We start from the raw sequence: 18,228 nt of genomic DNA on the forward strand, positions 1-18,228 counted from the left end.
TATGACCGAGACACTCACATCGCTCGACGAATTGCGCGGCACTGTAGAAGGCACGGAGGCCGCAGCGCCCGTGGTTGAGACGATCCACCGTGAGCCACAGCGCGACGCGCTTGGCCGCTCCTACGCCACCGGCAAGCGGAAGGACGCGGTCGCCCGCGTCTGGATCAAGCCGGGCTCCGGCAAGGTCACCGTGAACGGCAAAGAGATGGACAAGTACTTTGCCCGTCCCGTGCTTCAGATGATCCTGCGCCAGCCCTTCACCGTGGCCGGTGTTGATGGCGAATTTGATGTCATGGCGACTGTCAAGGGTGGTGGTCTTTCGGGTCAGGCCGGTGCGGTCAAGCACGGTATCTCGAAGGCGCTGCAACTGTATGAGCCGTCGTTGCGGGGCGCGCTGAAGGCTGCCGGGTTCCTGACCCGCGACAGCCGCGTGGTGGAACGCAAGAAGTTCGGTCGCCGCAAGGCCCGCCGGAGCTTCCAGTTCTCCAAGCGCTGATCCTAACGCCTTTTGGAATTTCGGATGGGGCTGCCCGATTGGGTGGCCCTTTTCCTTTGTGGGATTGGCGCATCACACCAGCCCATTTTCTGCCCGGAATGTGCCGCATGCGTGCCGCAATCGTTACCTAGGACAGCCCCATATTCTGGGGAGCAGATGTCATGCATGCACCAACGCAACGCGCCGAATGGTCATTTCTGATCACGCATTTGGGTGGATTAACAACAGCTTTGATGGCCTGTTTGGTCGCGTCCCTTTCGTTGCGACTTGTCGGTGCGACAGATCCCGCGACGAGCGCAGCCTCGCTAACCATCTTTGTGATCTTCATGTTTGCTGATCCCGTTGGCGCATGGCGCGGTACGCGGGATTGGTCGACCTTTCGGGTCAGACTTGGGGCCGGAGGCATTGTTGCCCTGCTTTTGTCGACGGTGTTCAACCTTGCCACGGAACATAGCGATTGGGCCATTGCCTCGGTCAGTCGCGATGGGTTTGGCGGTGTGTCGCTGACCATGATTTTGGCGATGGTTATCGTCCCGATCGTGACCTTTGGACCTGTGATCGAGCGCATTTTGTCGGGCAAAGGCCCGAACGGTGAGCGTCTGACATGGGACAGCTTCCAGATCGGACTGACATTCCCGCTTTATATTAGCCTGCACTTCGGGCTGATGGGCGCGATTGCCGTTGCGCTTTGGAATCTGGGCGTGCCGTGGCTGGCCGGTGTTCTGACCCTGACGGCCGGCGCGCTTGTCGCGGTTGGGGATGCCTGGACCGCCGCGCCTGCAAGCAGGCTGCCAAGTTGGCACCGCACAAGCTCGGGCATTGACAATATTTCGTCGGCTGAGAGTGCCTGGCATGATTTCCGCGCCGCAATCCGCAGCGCGTTTCCATCGGCATTGTTCCTGGCGGGTCTGACCTTCACAACTGTGGCGTTGGCCGCGTCCGTCGGGCAAATGACAAGCGTTGGCGCGGACAGCCTGAATGGGGCCTTCATGCATCTGGCCGCCATCCTCGGTGTCATCCTCGCCGCCTTGATGGGCCTTTCGGCCTTTGCCATGGCGATTGCGTCTGCGACGGCCTCGATCCTGGCCCACCGCTCTGGTCGGGACGCGGCAGAGGCTGAGCGACTGATCAAGGAAAGCCTTGGGCGTCTGTTCATGGGCGGCACGGCGTTGGTTCGGCCAAACGGCAAGGTGTCTGGGGCCCAATCTGCCCGCTAAGATCAAACCTCAGGGTGCGGGTCTTGCCCCGTTTCATCACAGAATTGTGAGCATGTCTTGCACAACAAGACAGCCTTCCCAAATCCGCGCGTGCGGGGGGACGAACAGCCCCGCGTTTCGTGATTGTGATTGAGAGGAGCACAAGACCATGACCCGTATCTTCAGTGTTTTCCTGGCCGCTTTTGCGATTGCAACCCCGGCCTTTGCGACCGGCGACGCAGCGGCAGACGTGGCCTCTGAGCCGACGACCCTGGTGAAGCCCGCCGAATTGACGACGGAAATCACCGCGTGCGACCCGGCCCTTGATAGTCGCTTGCGAGGATATCCAAAGCGATGCTGACTTTACGTCCGTCTCTACCCAGCCGAACCCCAAGGTTCCGCCAGCCGAGAGCGAAGGCTGACCGCACCAATACTCTGCCCTGAGGGGCGCCACGCGCGCCCCTCAACACGCCTCTTGTGATTATGCGGCCGAACGGCAATCCTGCCCGCTCAAGGGGCGTGCAGGGCGCGGGGATGGCACAAGGTTTATCGAGGGATGCAAGGCAGGGTCTGACCATTGTCAGCCCGGCGCTGATCTTTGCGCTGTTGCTTCTGGCATTTCCTTTGCTGACGATCATTGCGTTCAGCTTCTGGACCCAGAATTTCCTTGAAATCGACCGGACCTTCACGCTTGAGAACTATTCCGAGGCGCTGACCGATCCGCTCTACCGGGCCCTGATGATGCGCAGTTTGCGGATCGCGGCCTCGGTCACTGCGGTCACTGTCGTTCTGGCGTTCCCGATTGCCTATTTCATCAGCTTTTACGTCCGGCCCGAGAAGAAAGCGATCTGGCTGTTCCTGATCACGATCCCTTTCTGGACCAGCTACCTGATCCGCATCTTCCTTTGGCGGGTGATTCTGGCGTTTGACGGGCCGGTCAACGGGACCCTGATGGAATTGGGTCTGATTGAAGAGCCGCTTTCGTGGATCCTCTACAACGCCAATGCGGTCGTCATCACACTTGCCCATGCTTTTGCGCCCTTTGCGATCCTTCCGATCTTCGTGAGCCTGGAGAAGATCGATCGTTCGCTTCTGGAGGCCGCCAAGGATCTGGGTGAGGGGGCAGTGATGACGTTTTTCCGAGTGACCTTGCCGCTCGCCATGCCGGGCGTGCTGGCGGCGGTGTTGATCGTCTTCATCCCGACGGTGGGCGACTACGTGACGCCGCGGCTGGTCGGCGGATCAGGCGGCACAATGATCGCCAACATGATCTATGTGCAGATTTTCGACCTGTCGAACCGGCCGATGGGGGCGACACTGGCCGTTGTGGCGATGTTGACGGTGACGATCACACTGGCCTGGGCCATCCTGCATGTGCGGTTCTGGGTGCATCTGAATGATCGCGTCGGCGGCGGGATTGCAGGACTTGCGCTGGCGGGCGCGGCTGCGGTGGTTGATATTGGCATCCTGTGGTGGCTGTGGACCTACGGGGCGGATTGGTTCGGACCTGCGGGCGTCTTGGGTGTGATGGCCGCGATCATGGCGGGCGGCGCGATTGCGATTGCGGTCTTCCTGCCGAAGGGGAGGTGGGGGATATGAGGATCCGGCCCCTTGGCGTCTTTGCGGTTTTATATCTGGTGTTCCTCTATGCGCCGATCGTGCTGCTGCCGCTGTTTGCGTTCAACGACGGGACGGTCATTGCGTTCCCGCTGCGCGGATTCACTTGGGGCTGGTTTGCGGAACTGGGCAATATCCCGGCCTTGCACGAGGCCACGTTGAATTCGCTGATCATTGCCTGCTCGGTCGCGATCCTTGCGACCTGTTTGGGGATGTTCGCAGCGCGCGCGGCGACCCGTTACAACTTCCCTTTAAAGGGCGGGATCATGGGGTTCATCATGCTGCCACTGGTCCTGCCAGAGGTGATCGTGGCGATCTCGCTGCTTGTGGTGTTGATGCAGTTGGGGCTGGAAACGTCGATCTTCACGATCATTCTGGGCCATACCCTTTTGTGCATGCCCTTTGCGATTGCGATCCTGCAGGGCAGTTTCGCCGGACTCGATCAATCGCTGGAAGAAGCGGCTGTTGACCTAGGAGAGACGCGCGCGGGCGCGTTCCGTCTGGTGATCTTGCCGCTGGTCGTGCCTGGTATTATCGCCTCACTCCTGATCTGTTTCATCATCTCCTTGGATGAATTCATCATCGCCTTCTTCCTGTCGGGCAACGAGCCGACCCTGCCTGTCTATCTATGGGGACAATTGCGGTTCCCGGCACGCCTGCCGGTGGTCATGGCGCTTGGGACAATCCTTGTCGCACTGTCGATTGTGTTGCTCATCGTGGCAGACGGGTTTCGGCGCCGGGGCTTGCGGAAGATGGGCCAAAATGATGCGGGAGGGTTCCTGTGAACTTGGATATAAATTCTGGGCCACTGATCAGTCTGAACGGCGTGAACAAGTATTACGGCGATTACCACGCGCTGCGGGACATCTCGGCCGAGATTGGGGCCGGGGAGTTCTTTTCGCTTCTCGGGCCCTCGGGTTGCGGCAAGACCACACTTCTACGTGCGATTGCCGGGTTTGAAGAGATTTCAGGCGGGACGATCACCTTGTCGGGCAAGGACATGGCGGGGGTGCCACCGAACCTGCGGCCGACGAACATGGTGTTCCAGAGCTACGCGATTTTTCCCCATCTCAGTGTTGAGCAAAATGTCGGATTCGGGTTGCGGAAGTCGGGTATGGGGGCGGCGGACAAGGCGCGGGCGATAGGCGCGGCGCTCGACATGGTCGGGCTTGGGCATCTGGGCGGGCGCGCGGCACATGCCCTGTCAGGCGGTCAACGTCAGCGCGTGGCACTGGCGCGGGCTCTTATCCTGAAGCCGAAGGTGCTTTTGCTGGACGAGCCGCTTTCTGCGTTGGATCGCAAGATGCGCGAGGATATGCAGGTAGAGCTGATGAAGCTGCAACGCGAGGTTGGCATCACGTTCGTGCTTGTCACCCACGATCAGGAAGAGGCGCTGGTGATGTCAGACCGCATCGCCGTGATGTTCGAAGGTGAGATTGCGCAGCTTGCGGACCCGGAGGAATTGTACCGGCGGCCCGCGACGAAGCGGGTGGCCGATTTCATCGGCGTGATGAACTTCCTGCCTGCGCAGGCCGGCGAAAGGCTTGAGGTTGCGGGTCTTGGGCCGGTTGATCTGGAGGGCGTGATCAGCCCGCAGGGCGCAGTTTCCGGTGCGTGTTCGGTGGGCTTGCGGCCGGAAACACTGTCACTGCTGTATGACGGCGAGACGGCCCGATCGCGCGAGGTCAGCGGCGTGGTGGATGAAGTCGTCTACTACGGCGACATGACCTATTACGACGTGCGGTTGGACGGGCTGGAGGCGCCTGTTCGGCTGTCGATGCGCAATACCGTCGGACGCGACGTTTTGGACGTCGGTGCGCAGGCACGTGTGGGTTGGGACCCCAGGGCAATGGTGGTGTTTCCAGACTAAGCAGCGCGCCTGGATCGGTCTGGGAGAGCTCCCGCATCTGGCTCGGCTCGCCTGTTTTCAACAGGCAAGCCTCCGCCATTTGGGCTTGGCGCGCCGGGGTCCGCTTGCGCGGCCCGTCGGCGCGCGTGGCCAGCGGCGGGCGGCTAGGACGCGCGCCTGATGTGAAAGCGCGTGGCGTCGTTTTCCTCGGTAGTGGACAGCAGAATGTGGCCCTGCTCGGCACAGAAATGTGGAACGTCGACATGGGCGGCAGGGTCAGTGGCGAGAAGGTGCACCTCGGCCCCTCGTGCAACTGAAGCCAGCGCTTTGCGCAGGCGCAGGACGGGTAGGGGCACAGCAGGTCACGTGCGTCGACTAAGGATCGGATCGGCCATGCCCGGCAGGTAACGCGCACGGCGCGCTCACGTCTACGCGATTGTGCCGGATTGACGCGTGACGCGGCGCGGCAGGGCGTCTAAGGGTTGAGGCATGTTCGGAATTGATCTGTTTGACGCGTCGCTTTTGCCCGCGATGGTGGTGGCCCTGACGGCGGGCGTGCTGAGCTTTCTCAGCCCCTGTGTTTTGCCCATTGTGCCGCCGTACCTCGCCTATATGGGCGGGATCACGATGACGGACATCCAGGACGAGGCCCGCGCCGCGCGGCGCAAGGCGTTGCTACCCGCCCTGTTCTTCGTGATGGGACTGTCCACCGTTTTCATCTTCCTTGGCTTCACCGCGTCAATCCTTGGGCAATTTTTCCTGCAAAACCAGATCCTTCTGGCGCGGATTTCCGGCGCCGTCGTGATCATCTTCGGTTTGCATTTTCTGGGTATCATTCGCATCCCCCTGTTGGACCTAGAGGCGCGGCTGGATGCGGGCGACAAGGGCGGATCGACCCTGGGTGCCTACGTTCTGGGCTTGGCCTTTGCATTCGGCTGGACGCCGTGCATCGGCCCGCAGCTTGGCGCGATCCTGTCGATTGCCGCCACGGAAGCCAGTGTTGAGCGGGGCACAGCCCTGTTGGCGGTTTATGCCATTGGGCTCGGGCTACCCTTCCTGCTGGCCGCGGCCTTCATCGACCGCGCGCAGGGGCTGATGGCAAAGATGAAACGGCACATGAAGCTGATTGAACGTATCATGGGGGGATTGCTGGTCGCCGTCGGCATCGCCCTGATGACCGGCGCGTTTTCGGCATTTGCCTTCTGGCTGCTTGAAACCTTCCCAGCCCTTGGCGCCTTGGGCTGAATTGCCCTAGTGCTGCCGAAATCGACCGCTATTGTGGCGGTCATGGCCAGCGTTTCTCGCAGACATGTCCTCTATATCCCCGGCTTCGATCCGGTGCCGCCGCGCGCCTATCGGGAACGCTACCGGCGGGAGGCCGCGCGGCAGGCGGACATCTCAGGTTACGTGATTGAGAAGCGGGAGCCGCCGGAAGGCGCCCGCTTTGGCTGGCGCGTGGACGCGCAGATCGAGGGGGCGGAGGTCTCCGCCGATCTGGAAGTGCTCTACTGGGCGGACATCGTGCGGGACCGGATGCAGGGTGGGATTGCCGCAACTTACATGGCCCTGGTCCGCACCGCATGGGCCTATATCGGGTCAGGCGCATTGTGGCGATTGATGCGGCTCAGGAAGGGGCCAGTGATTGCAGCGCTTTACCCGGTGGTCGTGCTGCTATTGCAAGGCCTTGTGGCATTGGCCATTGCCGGTTGCGCGGCTTGGCTGATCTATCGCGGCGCCCATGGGCTCATGGCGATGATCGGAGCGGATGTGCTGGCCAATCCGTTCGATGCATTCCAGCCCTTTGCGTGGTTGGGCGGGCTGGGGCTTGGCTATCTGTTCCTGCGCTGGTGCGCGCGGCGCGATCATCTTTACGCTTGGTATCTGATGAAGGACTACGCGTTTTCCTCCTCTCTGAAGGGCGCTTACCCCCTGAGCAGGAGGCGCGCATGCGCGATTTTGCGGACCGGATTGCCGAGGTTTTGCGCAAGGATGTGGACGAAGTTCTGATCGTCGGCCATTCCTCAGGCGCTTATATCGCGGTATCCGTTCTGGCGGACCTGATCCGGGCCGGGCGCGTTCCCGAGAATGGGCCAGTGCTGTCCTTGCTGACCCTTGGCCATGTGGTGCCGATGGTGTCGTTCCTGCCAAAAGCGGGGCGATTGCGGGCGGATCTGGCATTCATGGGCGCAGGTGATGTGCCTTGGGTCGATGTCACGGCCCCAAGTGATGGCTGCGCCTTTGCGCTGTGTGATCCGGTCTCTGTCTCTGGCGTCGCACCGGAAGGCAAGCGTTGGCCTTTGGTGATTTCAGCGGCCTTCACCCAGACTTTGTCGGCCGACGAACAGGCGCGTCTGAAATGGAAGCTGTTTGAGCTGCACTTCCAGTACCTGAATGCCTTTGATCGTTTGCCTGACGGCCCGGAGGTCTATGACTACTTTCGTGTAACCGCTGGCCCAATGACCTTGTGGGACCGGTTTGGCGCGCGGGCCCCATCAAAGTCACGCCTTGAGATGCCAGTGAACAAGTTCACGGACATCGCGGCGTGACGGACCTGCCGCCAAAACCTCCGGCGCGGGCCGAGCGTGTCTCCCTCTGGCGCTACATGCGGCTCTTTCGCGACGATATCCTGTCCGCGCAACCCGCGCGGCTTTATCGGGCGTGGATGGCAGAGTTTCGGACGCCATTCTTCCGCTCCTACATGATCAACCAGCCCTCGCTGGTGGAGGAGGTGTTGAAAGCGCGCCCGCTCGACTTTCCGAAATCAGACCGGGTTGGCGAGGGGTTGAGGCCTTTGCTGGGGAACTCGGTATTTCTGACCAACGGCCAAGAATGGCAAAGACAAAGGCGGATCATTGACCCGGCTTTTGAGGGCGGACGGCTGCGCGACACCTTCCCGGCAATGTGGGCGGCAGGCGCGGCCTCGACCACGCGGATGCCAGAAGGTGTGGTTGAAGTTGAAGAGGAGATGAGCCATGCGGCGGCAGATGTCATCTTTCGCACGCTCTTCTCTCTGCCGATCGAGGCCGAGATCGCCACACGCGTTTTTCACGAATTCCGTGCCTATCAGCGGACGCAACCGATCTTGAACGCGGCGGCTTTTGTGCCGCTGCCCAAGTGGCTGCCGCGGGGTCATAGGGCTGAGACGCGGCGCACAGCAAAGGCGATCCGAGCGCTGATTACTGAGATGACCGAGGCGCGGATGGCCGAGATCAAGTCCGGGACCGCGCCCGATGATCTGGCGACAAAGATCATGACGACCCGGGATCCGGAAACGGGCGAGCGCTTCACGACCGAAGAAATGGTCGATCAGGTCGCGATTTTCTTTCTGGCGGGGCACGAAACGAGCGCCTCGGCGCTTGGATGGGCGCTGTATCTGCTGGCGCGGTATCCCGCATGGCAGGACAAGGTTGCGGCGGAAGCCGCGCTTTTGCCCGAAGCACCGGATTTTGGTGCGATGTCCAATCTGCGTGTTACCCGCGATGTGTTTCGCGAGGCGCTGCGGCTTTACCCGCCGGTGCCGATGATGGTGCGGGAGACGACCTGCCCCGAGACCTTCCGAGACCGGTCGGTCAAAGTGGGCAGCCAAGTGGTAATTTCGCCGTGGCATCTGCATCGGCAAGAGCGCTTGTGGGAAAACCCGGACGGGTTTGATCCCGGGCGGTGGGAAACGGAGAACGGTAAGCAATGCACGCGTGAGGCGTTCATTCCTTTCTCTGCCGGGGCGCGGGTGTGCACTGGCGCCGGGTTCGCGATGGTTGAGGGGCCGCTACTGCTGGCGATGCTGGTGCGGGCATTCCGGTTTGAGCGGGTTGAGGGGGATGATCCGGTACCGGTGGCGTATCTGACGGTGCGGGCGAAGGATGGGATCCGGTTGCGTGTGTCACGGCGGTAGAGACGTGGGCGGAAATCTGGAGATTTCCGTTGGGAAAACTGCAGTTTTCCGGGCCAGAAAAACTCGAGTTTTTCTGCTAGCGTGCGTCAATCTGGGCGCGCGGCCGTAGGATACGAACCGGTTCGCAGTTACAGAAAATAACGATCTGGCCCGCATTTTCGACGGCTCGAGACCCGTGCCTGTAGACTTCGTTGATGAAGGCCTTCCGTTCATAGTAGCGCTCAACATCGCGCATATTGCGACGGACGACCGTTCCATCGCGGACGAGTTTGGTTCCAAAGATGTCCGCAATAAATACTTCGGGGCTGACGTTTGGGGGCTGCTTATCCATCCCAAAACACTATCCAGCCTTGGTTAACTGGACCTTACCGCCTTTTGAGCTCCGCCAGGATATGCACCCGGATCGCGGAGGCGAGCCCTGCAGACACCCCGCGTGCGGCGTCGATTTCGGCGACCAGCGCGTTCACGGACATCTCGCGGGCCTCGGCCATCGCCTGAAGTTCTTCCCAGAACGCATCCTCAAGCGACACGCTGGTGCGGTGGCCTTGTAAGGTCAGGGAGCGCTTGCGGGGGCGGGCGTCAGTCATCGCGTTTGTGTGCGTCGAGGTCGCGCGTGTCTTTGGCATTGCGTTTTGCGTCGGTCAGACGCTCAGCCTTGGTGCGGCCGTGTTTGGCCGCATTGGCATCTGCCTGGCGGCGGCCTGCGTCCCGGGCACGCGCCTTGCGTGCTCGGGACAGGCTGACGACCTTTCCCGTCACTTCGGGCCGATCATGGTTTCGGGACGCACGACGCGGTCAAAGGTTTCTTCATCCACAAAACCCAGACCGATCGCCTCTTCCTTAAGGGTCGTTCCGTTCTTGTGAGCCGTCTTGGCGACCGTTGTGGCGTTGTCGTAGCCAATGGTGGGGGCAAGGGCCGTGACCAACATCAGGCTTTCGTTCATGATCTTGTCGATGCGTTGCGTATTCGCCTCGATCCCGGCGACGCAATTGTCGGTGAAGGCCACGCAGGCATCGCCGACAAGCTGCATCGATTGGAGCACGTTATAAGCCATCATGGGCTTGTAGACGTTCAGCTCGAAATGGCCCTGGCTGCCGGCGAAGCCGACGGCGGCATCATTGCCGATCACATGGGCGCAGACCTGCGTCATCGCCTCACACTGCGTCGGGTTCACCTTGCCCGGCATGATGGACGAACCGGGCTCATTCTCTGGCAGCATCAGCTCACCCAGGCCGCAGCGGGGCCCAGAGCCGAGCAAGCGGATGTCATTGGCGATCTTGAAGAGCGAGGCAGCGACGGTCTTCATCGCGCCCGACATGGCGACCATGGCATCGTGGCCTGCAAGCGCCTCGAATTTATTGGGGGCCGTGACAAAGGGCAGGCCGGTGATCCGCGCCATGTTGGCCGCAACTTCCTCGCCCCAGCCCTTGGGAGAATTCAACCCGGTGCCAACAGCCGTGCCGCCTTGCGCCAGTTCGTAGATGTCGCCCAGTGCCGCTTCGACCCGCTCGATCCCCTTGCGAACCTGATGGGCGTAGCCGCCGAATTCCTGTTCAAGCGTGAGCGGCGTGGCATCCATCGTATGGGTCCGGCCGATCTTGATGATGCCTTCAAAGGCCGCCGCACGCTCTTCCAGCGCGGCCAGCAGCTTGCGCAGGCCCGGCAAAGTCACATCCCGCGCCGTCATGGCGGTGGCGATGTGCATGGCAGTGGGGAACGTGTCGTTCGACGACTGGCCCATATTGCAATGGTCGTTGGGGTGTACGGGGGTTTTGGAGCCGATCTCACCGCCAAGGATCTCAATCGCGCGGTTGGCGATCACTTCGTTCGAATTCATGTTCGATTGCGTGCCGGAACCCGTCTGCCAGACAACCAGCGGAAAGTTGTCGTCGAGCTTGCCGTCGATCACCTCCTGCGCTGCTTCAATAATGGCCTCGCCGATCCCATCGAGCTTGCCAGCTTTGTGGTTGGCCTCAGCACAGGCGCGCTTGATCACACCCAAGGCGCGAACAACAGCTACGGGCTGTTTTTCCCACCCGATAGGGAAATTCAGGATCGAGCGCTGCGTCTGCGCGCCCCAATACTTGTCGGAGGGAACCTCCAGCGGGCCAAAGCTGTCGGTCTCTGTACGGGTTTGGGTCATATTATCCTCCGGTATGCGGCTTACGAAGCGGTTTACCGGGGCCGGAAGGGGGTGCAACGCATGGTCGGCCGCAGGTTTGCGCTACCAGTGGCGATGCGTCGATGGCCACTTGCCCACCGCCCACAAATACAGGGCAGGCGGTGGACGAGGCTAAGCGCCGGGCAGCGCGATCAACCGGCTCGATCCCATGCGCGTCAGCGCTCGCCGCTTTGCCAAAAGCGGCTGATAGTCGGGGTCACTGTACCAATTGTCGAAGGCATCCTCGGAGGGGAATTCCAGCACAGCAACCATGTTCGCCGTGCTGCTGCCTTCCACCATGGACGGCGCCATGGACGCTGCCACGACCCTGCCGCCATGCCGATCATAGAGCGGCCCCAACGGCTTGGCGTAGCTTTCCATGAACGCCTCGGGGTCGGTCACATCGAGTTGCGCGATAACGTAATGGGCCATGTTACGCAGCCACACGCACGATTTCTTCGCCACGTTCGACATAGGCTTTGTTGCCGTCCAACAGCTTCGCCAGCAAGCCGCGCATCTGCGGTTTCATCAGCGGCAGCATCAAATAGCCAAGCGGGCCGAACGGCGGCGTGAAGTGCATGGTCATCGTCACCTCGGAGCGTTTCGGGCCAAGGGCACGGAAGTCGAACACGGCGCGGGCATTCTTGATCGGCATGTTTGACTCGTAGATGTCGATCTCCAGCCGCCGGTGCGGGTCGTAGCCGGTGATCTTCTCCTTGAGGTAGGTTTTGCCATCGGTCAGATCACATTGCCGCTCGGCCCCTTTGCCCGAAGCCTGGCGTGCGTTGATAAGGTAGGAAGCATTGAGGTTCGGATTGAATTTGGCGATGTCTCCAAAATCGTCCCATGACGCCCAAAGGGCATCCAGGGGGACTTGGACTTGGCGGGTGACGGATACATTCGGCATGGGTGGGCTCCTCAAGGATGCGAAAGATGAGCCAGATGTAACGGCTCGAATTTTATCCAGAAGTGCCACATACGCACCGCTGCGGTCAGAATTCGGTCCACTTCGTGCTGCAGCATCTGCTATAAGCCCCCATGGATTGGAGCGGACTTCCCTATTTCCTTGCTGTGGCACGCAACGGAAGCCTGCGTGGCGCGGCGGATGCGTTGGACGCAACCCATGCAACCGTGGATCGCCATCTGCGCGCGCTTGAAACGGCCTATGGTGTGCGTCTGTTCGATCGCACGCCGCGTGGGCTGATCCTGACGCAAGCCGGTGAGACCCTGATCCCGCAAGCGGAAGAGGCCGAGGCCGCGGTGATTGCCGCGCGCCGTCAGTTGACCGGGCTGGATCGGGAGCCGGCAGGTTTGATCCGCCTGACGATGCCGCCGGGGCTGGCCTTTGACGTTATGGCCCCGATCCTTGGGACGTTCACCGCCAAACATCCGCAGATCGAGCTTGATGTCGACATCTCCAACCGCATCCAAAGCCTCGAACGGGCGGAGGTCGATGTTTCTGTAAGGGTCGGGTTCTCGGTAGATGATGATGTCGTGGGCCGGAAGGTCGCCCAGACCGCCGCACGCGTCTACGCCAGCCAAGGTTATCTCGACCGAAATTGGTCAGATCGCGGGCCGCAAGGGCAGGGGCTTTCGTGGATTGGTTGGGGTGACGAAGGCGCGTGGGTGAAGGAAACCGCCTTTCCCAGGGCTCGCCTCCGGCACGCCGTTCGTGGCTTCTATATGCAGGTGAACCTGGTACGCGCGGGGCTTGGGATGGCGCGTCTGCCGGTCTATTTCGAAACAGTCTTTCCGGATCTGGTCCCTGTTCCGGGCGTGGCGCCTTGGCTTGACCGCTCAGTCTGGATTTTGCTGCATTCCGACCTGCGCCGAACCAAGCGGGTGCGTTTGCTTGTTGATCACATGGCGAAAGAGCCTGAAAGAACGTCGGTCGCTTTTTCTAGGACCGCTTGCTTAGCTGGATTGCGAAAAGCGATAGACGCGGGCTGGTGGCATGTTCCACCAAATCTTGTGGCTTTTGCGCCAGGTCAGTCCCAACTCCTCGCGCACTATTTTTGTGACGGGTGGTTTAGGCCCATAGGTGAACTGGACATAGTCGCCACCGGGCTGAACCTTCTTTGCAAAGCCCGTCATGATGTCGCGCTGTAGCTGTGTGGGCATGGACAAGAGCGGCAGACCAGAGACAACCGCCTGTACATTCTCGACTGGCAGATCGCCGCAATCGCCCGCGCTCATCTGATAGACGTTGAGGCCTGGGAAATTGTCTCGGAGGCGGTCGCAGAAATCCGGGTTCATCTCGATCGAATGGCAGGCTTCCGGCGCGATTCCGGCGTCCAGAATGGCCCGCGTGATGTTGCCGGTACCCGCCCCCAATTCGATGACCGGACCTTTTGCCGGATCAAGCTCCGCCGCCATCTCTGCACACAGGCCCTTGGAAGAGGGCGCAAGGGCTACAACCTGATGCGGTTTGCGCAAAAGCTGGCCCATGAACAGGGCAAAATCGCTGGTGGCCATTCGGATCTTCCTGGACGTTGGGGCGCGGAGGGTCAGGTATTGCGGCGGAAGGTGTCGAGGCTCACGACCTCTGCATCGCGCGGGGCGGTATCAGAACCATCTTCGTCTGCCCCGGTTTCTCCGTCGGGGCCACCACCATCGGGCGACGGCCCATCCGGCTCCTCTTCATTTCGCTCAAACCGCCAGCCGAATTCGACGGAGGGGTCCACGAAGGTCAGGATTGCATCGAACGGCACCTTAAGGCGTTCGGGCGCGTCGCCGAAATTCAGGGTCACGGCAAAGTGCGATTGCTCGACGACAAGATCATCATACCAGTTCTGGATCACGATCATCATCTCTTCGGGGTACCGATCGCGCAGCCAGTCGGCCAAGTCGACCTCTTCGTGGCGCGTGTTGAAGGTAATGAAGAAATGATGTTCACCCGGCAGACCATTGTCTGACACGCCTTGCAGCACCTCACGGATAACACCGCAAACAGCCTCATGCATGAGGCGGCCATAGGGAATGGAGGACGTGCTTTCAGGCATGAATATGAACCGGTTGCGTGCAGACCTGATCACCATACGAGATTCGTGCCGATATGAAAGGCGGTCTGGCGGGATCAGGTGGCAGGCGTGTTCGCAATGACCAACCATGCGGCGAGCGCGGCTTCGGTCCCGAAGAACGTCCAGCTTTGGCGCGATCCGGCCTGATCACGCAGGATCGAAGTCACGCGACCCACAGCGGCCCCGCCATAGGCAAGACCCAAAGCGATCCATGCCATCGGTTCGTTCAGGAACAGCACGCCCGCGCCGATACCGACGAACAAGCAGCCCGATACGGCGGACACTTCGGTATAGGCCATGTTGGTGGGTCCGGACTTCATATCCAGCACATCCATGGTCCAGCGCGGCGCAAGCCAGCCGAGCAGACCCAATCCTATGGTCAGGACGGCGACAGCGTAGTTGATATAGTCGATGGCGGTCATGTGTTTTGAACCCGATTTGCTTGCCCTTGTGAACGTTAAACGCGCAAGGACCTCGGTTGGATCACTCACCGCACAAGTTTTAATCGTGCAGACTGAAAGAAATACCTGAGTTCCAGAATTCTCTTCCCACGCGGATAATGGCGCTTTATTGTTATTTTTAAGGTATTTATTCCATTTCAGAAACAATCGCACGGGGGATCGCGCATGGTTTCGTCAACGGATACACAAAGCGGATCAGACACTGGTACGATCAACGGTATCGATGTTGGCCTGACGGCTGAGCTGCCGACATTCGCCACCGATACGTTCGAAGTCACCGCCGATATCACGACTGGCGCGACCAGCCAGGACGTCAACGTGGCGCTTGTCATCGACACCTCCGGGTCAACCCGAAACAGTTCGGGCTCGGACGTCGATGGGGACGGGAACAATGATACGTTCCTCGAAGCGCAGAAACTGGCGGCCAAGGCCGTTTTCCAATCGCTTGTGGATGCCGGTTACGACCCTGCGGATGTCACGGTCACTCTGGTTGAATACAATTCCGGCGGCAATACGCTTGGCAATTTCACGCTTGATGAGCAGGGTGATTTTGACAGCGCCGTTGATGGCCTGACCTCAGGTGGTGGAACCAACTTCGAGCAGGGCCTCGATGAAGTGGTGGATGAATGGCGTGACGCCGGCGATGTGGGCCCGGACGACAACAACCTTGTCCTGTTTCTGTCCGATGGCCGGTCCAACGCGGGCAACTTCAACAGTGAAGTGGCAGAGCTGGAGAATGAGTTCGACGCGGACATAACAGCAATCGGTATCGGTGCGAACGCACAGCTCAGCCAATTGCACCTGCTTGACAACACGGACCCGACCCCGGGCGATGGCAACGATACCTCGGCCACCCAGATCACGGATCTGAGCCAGTTGACCGACCTGATCACCACACCGCCGCCGCTGCCCGAACTGGAGAAGATCGAGATCATCGTCACCGACGAAAATGGCGATCAGACAGCGATTGAAATTCCGGCCGACAGTCCGGCGATCATCGAAACGCCTCTGGGGTTGCGCATCGATTGCTTTGAAGTGTCTGGATATGATTTCGAACTGGGTGACACGCTCGAGGTTGAGGTTGTGGCAACCTTTACGCCGAACGGCGATACGCTGGTCGTTGATGGCTTCGCCTTGCCGATGTTCGTGTGTTTCACCCGCGGGACGCACATTCTGACAATGGAAGGTGAACGCGCGGTCGAGGATCTTCAGATTGGCGACCGGATTGTCACCCGGGACCATGGCGCGCAACCGATCCGCTGGATCGGCGCGACCCGTCTTCCCGCCAGCGCCCTGTCAGCGCGGCCCGAGCTGCGCCCGGTTCGGATCAGCGCTGGTGCAATCGCCGATCAGGTGCCGTCGCGTGACCTCTGCGTCTCCCGCCAACACCGCGTGTTGGTCCGCGATTGGCGGGCCGAGATGTTGTTTGGCAGCCCTGAAGGCGTTCTGACCCCGGCGTTTACGCTGATCAACGACAACACCATTCGCCCCGACGATGTCACTGCCGATGGCGTGGAGTATTTCCACATCGCCTTTGACCGACACGAAGTGATCTATTCCGAAGGTCTGGAGACGGAGAGTTTCCACCCGGCCGCTGACACCGTTTCGGTGCTGACCGAACCGCAGCGGCAGGAGCTTTATGCCATTTTCCCTGAGCTTGAAGATGGTGTGGCCGACATGCAGGCCGCGCGCATTGGCCTGAAAGGGCGCGATGGGCAGGCCCTGAAACTCGCCACTTGATCTGACGTCCCTCCAACAAGCCACGGGTCGATCCTGAGCTTTGAAGGAGGGGCAGATCGCGGCGAACAAGGTGGAAAATGCAGGCTTCTGTTGCCAGGTGCCTGCGAACCCCGCCAGCTCTGGCTAGAGAACTGGGCTTAAAGTCGGCGACTCAGGACAGCTTACGCTGCGAGAGCCATTGCCGGAGCACGATTGTCATTTGCAATTGTACTTGTCGGGCCGATACGGTGGCACCCCGCCGAGACAAAGCTAACCCCTTTAGACGTTCGTCGATCCTATTTCGGCCCCGTACCATCCCCAAATGAAGGATATGTTGGTGGAGCCGCCGGGTACCGCCCCGGGTCCGATCCGCTTATTACGAGCGCGTTTATGTCCATAGTCCCCGAGAGGACGCTTTACATATACGGATGGTCACGCGCCGGTTCAACCTTCGTCGCTCGGCAAGGATTGGGCTTCCAGAAGGGCGCGAACGGTACCGATACGTGTCGCATCGGCCATGCGCGACATCACTTCGGGCAAGCGGCTATCGATGCCAGAGCCGGTTTCCGCCGCCTCCGCCATGCGCCAGCGGAACAACCGCCACAGGGCAGCCTTGAGCGCGTTGGCCAGAATATCGCTCGACATTTCGCCGGTAATGATACTCAGCGTTGTCGATCGGATCGCGAAATTGGTCTCAAGGTTCATTTCTTTCGCGGCGCTGACCTGACGCTCCAACGCGACGATATAGGCATTGGCTTCAACCGAAAGTGGACGATCCCCTTCGATGTCCGCCGCCACTTTCAAAAGCGCGAAGGCAAGGTCGATATCTCGCTGTCGATCTTCCGCCTTTAACGGCGAAACGACGGTTCCAACACCGGAGCGGACTTCAACCAAGCGCTCATAAGCCAAACCCTGCAGGGCCTGACGGACGGGTGTGCGCGAGACGCCGAATTCCTGAGCCAGTGCCTGTTCGTGCAAGACCGGGCTGGCTGTCGGCGCCTCCAGGCAAATGCGCTTGCGCAGCGCATTGGCGATTGTTTCTGCATTGTTTTTGGCCATTTGGACGCGGGCAACCTGTGTTTGCAAAGTGTTGGGGGCAAGTATATCTGTATACAGCATTACTTGAAAGCCAACGCATGTCTCTTCCAAAACGCCACGACACTGATCCGGTCCTGCCGGGCTCGATCCGTGCGGTCATCCCGCACCCTGCGGGTGGGGCGATCGCCATGGCCGGGTTCCCAGGCCTCGAGACGAGCATCGACGGATCAGCCCTGTTCCTGCCAGAGGCCTGCCGCGAGACATTGCAGGGCCTGCGCGAGCTTGGGGCGACAACTCTCACTCTGTTGGTAGAAGCGGACGAGCTGGACGCGGAGTTCATTCCGTCGCTCATCGACATCGCAAATGAGGTGGGCCTTTCGATCACCCACTTTCCGATCGTGGACTATTCCGTGCCCACCGATGCGCAAAGCAATGACTGGGACAAGAACCGCTCACACCGTGCCGCTGCGTTGTCGCGCAACGAAACCAGTGCCTTTGCCTGCCAATACGGGGCAGGGCGCAGCGGATTGATGGCTGCCCGGGTCCTGATGGAAGGCGGTATGACCGTCGATACCGCGATTGCCCTGGTCCGCAGTCATTTTGCGGAAGCCATCGAAAGTGATGAGCAAGAAGAATGGTTGCGCCGCGCCGGATGACGTTGCGTCAATTGGCTGTTTTGCTCCATTTTTGATCTAATTGGTCTCAAAACCAACTTGTATACAGCTGTGTGAACATGTATACAGGTAGGTGAAAGGGAGCGAGGCGATTGAAGCGTGCC

21 protein-coding genes, 1 other RNA gene and 2 pseudogenes are annotated in these 18,228 nt (G+C 60.4%); 12 read left to right on the forward strand and 12 right to left on the reverse strand.

The window, feature by feature from the left end; genetic code table 11:
• Nucleotide 1 precedes the first annotated feature (1 nt).
• The 6 genes from rpsI (at nt 2) to ACZ1HK_RS00905 (ending at nt 5,179) form a co-directional block, all read left to right on the forward strand.
• Complete coding sequence (gene rpsI / locus ACZ1HK_RS00880) at nt 2-496, forward strand: 30S ribosomal protein S9 (RefSeq protein WP_472627080.1); 495 nt, start codon at nt 2-4, stop codon at nt 494-496.
• Between the two features lie 161 nt (nt 497-657).
• Entirely contained in the window at nt 658-1,713 is a 1,056-nt protein-coding gene (locus tag ACZ1HK_RS00885) for a hypothetical protein (RefSeq protein WP_472627081.1), read from the forward strand.
• Nucleotides 1,714-1,861: 148 nt separating this feature from the next.
• Nucleotides 1,862-2,053: a hypothetical protein gene (locus ACZ1HK_RS00890; RefSeq protein ID WP_472627082.1), complete on the forward strand. Its 192-nt coding sequence runs from the start codon at nt 1,862-1,864 to the stop codon at nt 2,051-2,053.
• A gap of 173 nt (nt 2,054-2,226) precedes the next feature.
• Entirely contained in the window at nt 2,227-3,291 is a 1,065-nt protein-coding gene (locus tag ACZ1HK_RS00895; protein WP_472627083.1) for an ABC transporter permease, read from the forward strand.
• Nucleotides 3,288-4,094, forward strand: coding sequence for an ABC transporter permease (locus tag ACZ1HK_RS00900; protein WP_472627084.1), 807 nt, complete (start codon nt 3,288-3,290; stop codon nt 4,092-4,094). Before ACZ1HK_RS00895 ends, ACZ1HK_RS00900 begins: the two co-directional genes overlap by 4 nt.
• A gap of 2 nt (nt 4,095-4,096) precedes the next feature.
• Nucleotides 4,097-5,179: an ABC transporter ATP-binding protein gene (locus ACZ1HK_RS00905; protein ID WP_472627858.1), complete on the forward strand. Its 1,083-nt coding sequence runs from the start codon at nt 4,097-4,099 to the stop codon at nt 5,177-5,179.
• 143 nt (nt 5,180-5,322) lie between these two features.
• On the opposite strand, the gene ACZ1HK_RS00910 is transcribed toward ACZ1HK_RS00905, so the two are convergent.
• Nucleotides 5,323-5,514: a sulfurtransferase TusA family protein gene (locus ACZ1HK_RS00910; protein ID WP_472627085.1), complete on the reverse strand. Its 192-nt coding sequence runs from the start codon at nt 5,512-5,514 to the stop codon at nt 5,323-5,325.
• A gap of 133 nt (nt 5,515-5,647) precedes the next feature.
• Here ACZ1HK_RS00910 and ACZ1HK_RS00915 point away from each other — a divergent pair, with 133 nt between their 5' ends.
• From ACZ1HK_RS00915 to ACZ1HK_RS00925, 3 genes and pseudogenes are all read left to right on the forward strand, one after another.
• Nucleotides 5,648-6,403: a cytochrome c biogenesis CcdA family protein gene (locus ACZ1HK_RS00915; RefSeq protein WP_472627086.1), complete on the forward strand. Its 756-nt coding sequence runs from the start codon at nt 5,648-5,650 to the stop codon at nt 6,401-6,403.
• Between the two features lie 42 nt (nt 6,404-6,445).
• Nucleotides 6,446-7,704, forward strand: a pseudogene (locus ACZ1HK_RS00920) (hypothetical protein).
• Nucleotides 7,705-7,760: 56 nt separating this feature from the next.
• Nucleotides 7,761-9,050 (forward strand): cytochrome P450, encoded by a 1,290-nt coding sequence (locus tag ACZ1HK_RS00925; protein ID WP_472627859.1) that lies wholly within the window; start codon nt 7,761-7,763, stop codon nt 9,048-9,050.
• 76 nt (nt 9,051-9,126) lie between these two features.
• Here ACZ1HK_RS00925 and ACZ1HK_RS00930 read toward each other — a convergent pair whose 3' ends face one another.
• From ACZ1HK_RS00930 to ACZ1HK_RS00955, 6 genes are all read right to left on the reverse strand, one after another.
• Nucleotides 9,127-9,381 (reverse strand): N-(5'-phosphoribosyl)anthranilate isomerase, encoded by a 255-nt coding sequence (locus tag ACZ1HK_RS00930; protein ID WP_472627087.1) that lies wholly within the window; start codon nt 9,379-9,381, stop codon nt 9,127-9,129.
• A gap of 34 nt (nt 9,382-9,415) precedes the next feature.
• Entirely contained in the window at nt 9,416-9,637 is a 222-nt protein-coding gene (locus ACZ1HK_RS00935) for a ribbon-helix-helix domain-containing protein (RefSeq protein ID WP_472627088.1), read from the reverse strand.
• Complete coding sequence (locus ACZ1HK_RS00940; RefSeq protein ID WP_472627089.1) at nt 9,630-9,809, reverse strand: DUF4169 family protein; 180 nt, start codon at nt 9,807-9,809, stop codon at nt 9,630-9,632. The genes ACZ1HK_RS00935 and ACZ1HK_RS00940 overlap by 8 nt, the downstream gene beginning before the upstream one ends.
• Entirely contained in the window at nt 9,806-11,194 is a 1,389-nt protein-coding gene (fumC, locus tag ACZ1HK_RS00945; RefSeq protein ID WP_472627090.1) for a class II fumarate hydratase, read from the reverse strand. Before fumC ends, ACZ1HK_RS00940 begins: the two co-directional genes overlap by 4 nt.
• 150 nt (nt 11,195-11,344) lie before the next feature.
• Nucleotides 11,345-11,659, reverse strand: a complete 315-nt coding sequence (locus ACZ1HK_RS00950; protein ID WP_472627091.1) for a DUF1330 domain-containing protein — start codon at nt 11,657-11,659, stop codon at nt 11,345-11,347.
• Nucleotides 11,646-12,119 carry an SRPBCC family protein gene (locus tag ACZ1HK_RS00955; RefSeq protein ID WP_472627092.1) on the reverse strand — a complete coding sequence of 158 codons (474 nt, stop codon included), beginning with the start codon at nt 12,117-12,119 and terminating at the stop codon, nt 11,646-11,648. The genes ACZ1HK_RS00950 and ACZ1HK_RS00955 overlap by 14 nt, the downstream gene beginning before the upstream one ends.
• A gap of 131 nt (nt 12,120-12,250) precedes the next feature.
• Here ACZ1HK_RS00955 and ACZ1HK_RS00960 point away from each other — a divergent pair, with 131 nt between their 5' ends.
• Nucleotides 12,251-13,321 (forward strand): LysR family transcriptional regulator, encoded by a 1,071-nt coding sequence (locus tag ACZ1HK_RS00960; protein WP_472627093.1) that lies wholly within the window; start codon nt 12,251-12,253, stop codon nt 13,319-13,321.
• Between the two features lie 9 nt (nt 13,322-13,330).
• On the opposite strand, the pseudogene ACZ1HK_RS00965 reads toward ACZ1HK_RS00960, so the two are convergent.
• The 3 genes and pseudogenes from ACZ1HK_RS00965 to ACZ1HK_RS00975 all read right to left on the reverse strand — a co-directional run.
• Nucleotides 13,331-13,687 (reverse strand): annotated as a pseudogene (locus ACZ1HK_RS00965) (class I SAM-dependent methyltransferase); the annotation flags it as partial.
• A 32-nt stretch (nt 13,688-13,719) separates the two neighbouring features.
• Nucleotides 13,720-14,214 carry an SspB family protein gene (locus ACZ1HK_RS00970; protein ID WP_472627094.1) on the reverse strand — a complete coding sequence of 165 codons (495 nt, stop codon included), beginning with the start codon at nt 14,212-14,214 and terminating at the stop codon, nt 13,720-13,722.
• A gap of 74 nt (nt 14,215-14,288) precedes the next feature.
• A complete protein-coding gene (locus ACZ1HK_RS00975; protein ID WP_472627095.1) occupies nt 14,289-14,654 on the reverse strand; it encodes a DUF4345 family protein in 366 nt (121 codons plus the stop codon).
• A gap of 204 nt (nt 14,655-14,858) precedes the next feature.
• Between ACZ1HK_RS00975 and ACZ1HK_RS00980 the strand changes: the two genes are divergently transcribed.
• Nucleotides 14,859-16,433, forward strand: a complete 1,575-nt coding sequence (locus tag ACZ1HK_RS00980; RefSeq protein WP_472627096.1) for a Hint domain-containing protein — start codon at nt 14,859-14,861, stop codon at nt 16,431-16,433.
• A 76-nt stretch (nt 16,434-16,509) separates the two neighbouring features.
• Here ACZ1HK_RS00980 and ssrA read toward each other — a convergent pair.
• Together ssrA and ACZ1HK_RS00990 are read right to left on the reverse strand one after the other, a co-directional pair.
• Nucleotides 16,510-16,864, reverse strand: a transfer-messenger RNA (tmRNA) gene (gene ssrA / locus ACZ1HK_RS00985).
• Nucleotides 16,857-17,471 (reverse strand): GntR family transcriptional regulator, encoded by a 615-nt coding sequence (locus ACZ1HK_RS00990; protein ID WP_472627097.1) that lies wholly within the window; start codon nt 17,469-17,471, stop codon nt 16,857-16,859. The genes ssrA and ACZ1HK_RS00990 overlap by 8 nt, the downstream gene beginning before the upstream one ends.
• 77 nt (nt 17,472-17,548) lie before the next feature.
• Between ACZ1HK_RS00990 and ACZ1HK_RS00995 the strand changes: the two genes are divergently transcribed.
• Nucleotides 17,549-18,106 (forward strand): protein-tyrosine phosphatase family protein, encoded by a 558-nt coding sequence (locus tag ACZ1HK_RS00995; protein WP_472627098.1) that lies wholly within the window; start codon nt 17,549-17,551, stop codon nt 18,104-18,106.
• The last annotated feature ends 122 nt before the right edge of the window (nt 18,107-18,228 follow it).

The organism is Gymnodinialimonas sp. JB5-7 (assembly GCF_055693405.1).

Coding starts and splice junctions, on each gene's coding strand:
- rpsI (WP_472627080.1), top strand. CDS start 2: ATGACCGAGACACTCACATCGCTCGACGAATTGCGCGGCACTGTAGAA.
- ACZ1HK_RS00885 (WP_472627081.1), top strand. CDS start 658: ATGCATGCACCAACGCAACGCGCCGAATGGTCATTTCTGATCACGCAT.
- ACZ1HK_RS00890 (WP_472627082.1), top strand. CDS start 1,862: ATGACCCGTATCTTCAGTGTTTTCCTGGCCGCTTTTGCGATTGCAACC.
- ACZ1HK_RS00895 (WP_472627083.1), top strand. CDS start 2,227: ATGGCACAAGGTTTATCGAGGGATGCAAGGCAGGGTCTGACCATTGTC.
- ACZ1HK_RS00900 (WP_472627084.1), top strand. CDS start 3,288: ATGAGGATCCGGCCCCTTGGCGTCTTTGCGGTTTTATATCTGGTGTTC.
- ACZ1HK_RS00915 (WP_472627086.1), top strand. CDS start 5,648: ATGTTCGGAATTGATCTGTTTGACGCGTCGCTTTTGCCCGCGATGGTG.
- ACZ1HK_RS00925 (WP_472627859.1), top strand. CDS start 7,761: ATGCGGCTCTTTCGCGACGATATCCTGTCCGCGCAACCCGCGCGGCTT.
- ACZ1HK_RS00930 (WP_472627087.1), bottom strand. CDS start 9,381: ATGGATAAGCAGCCCCCAAACGTCAGCCCCGAAGTATTTATTGCGGAC.
- ACZ1HK_RS00935 (WP_472627088.1), bottom strand. CDS start 9,637: ATGACTGACGCCCGCCCCCGCAAGCGCTCCCTGACCTTACAAGGCCAC.
- fumC (WP_472627090.1), bottom strand. CDS start 11,194: ATGACCCAAACCCGTACAGAGACCGACAGCTTTGGCCCGCTGGAGGTT.
- ACZ1HK_RS00955 (WP_472627092.1), bottom strand. CDS start 12,119: ATGCCGAATGTATCCGTCACCCGCCAAGTCCAAGTCCCCCTGGATGCC.
- ACZ1HK_RS00960 (WP_472627093.1), top strand. CDS start 12,251: ATGGATTGGAGCGGACTTCCCTATTTCCTTGCTGTGGCACGCAACGGA.
- ACZ1HK_RS00970 (WP_472627094.1), bottom strand. CDS start 14,214: ATGCCTGAAAGCACGTCCTCCATTCCCTATGGCCGCCTCATGCATGAG.
- ACZ1HK_RS00975 (WP_472627095.1), bottom strand. CDS start 14,654: ATGACCGCCATCGACTATATCAACTACGCTGTCGCCGTCCTGACCATA.
- ACZ1HK_RS00980 (WP_472627096.1), top strand. CDS start 14,859: ATGGTTTCGTCAACGGATACACAAAGCGGATCAGACACTGGTACGATC.
- ACZ1HK_RS00990 (WP_472627097.1), bottom strand. CDS start 17,471: ATGGCCAAAAACAATGCAGAAACAATCGCCAATGCGCTGCGCAAGCGC.
- ACZ1HK_RS00995 (WP_472627098.1), top strand. CDS start 17,549: ATGTCTCTTCCAAAACGCCACGACACTGATCCGGTCCTGCCGGGCTCG.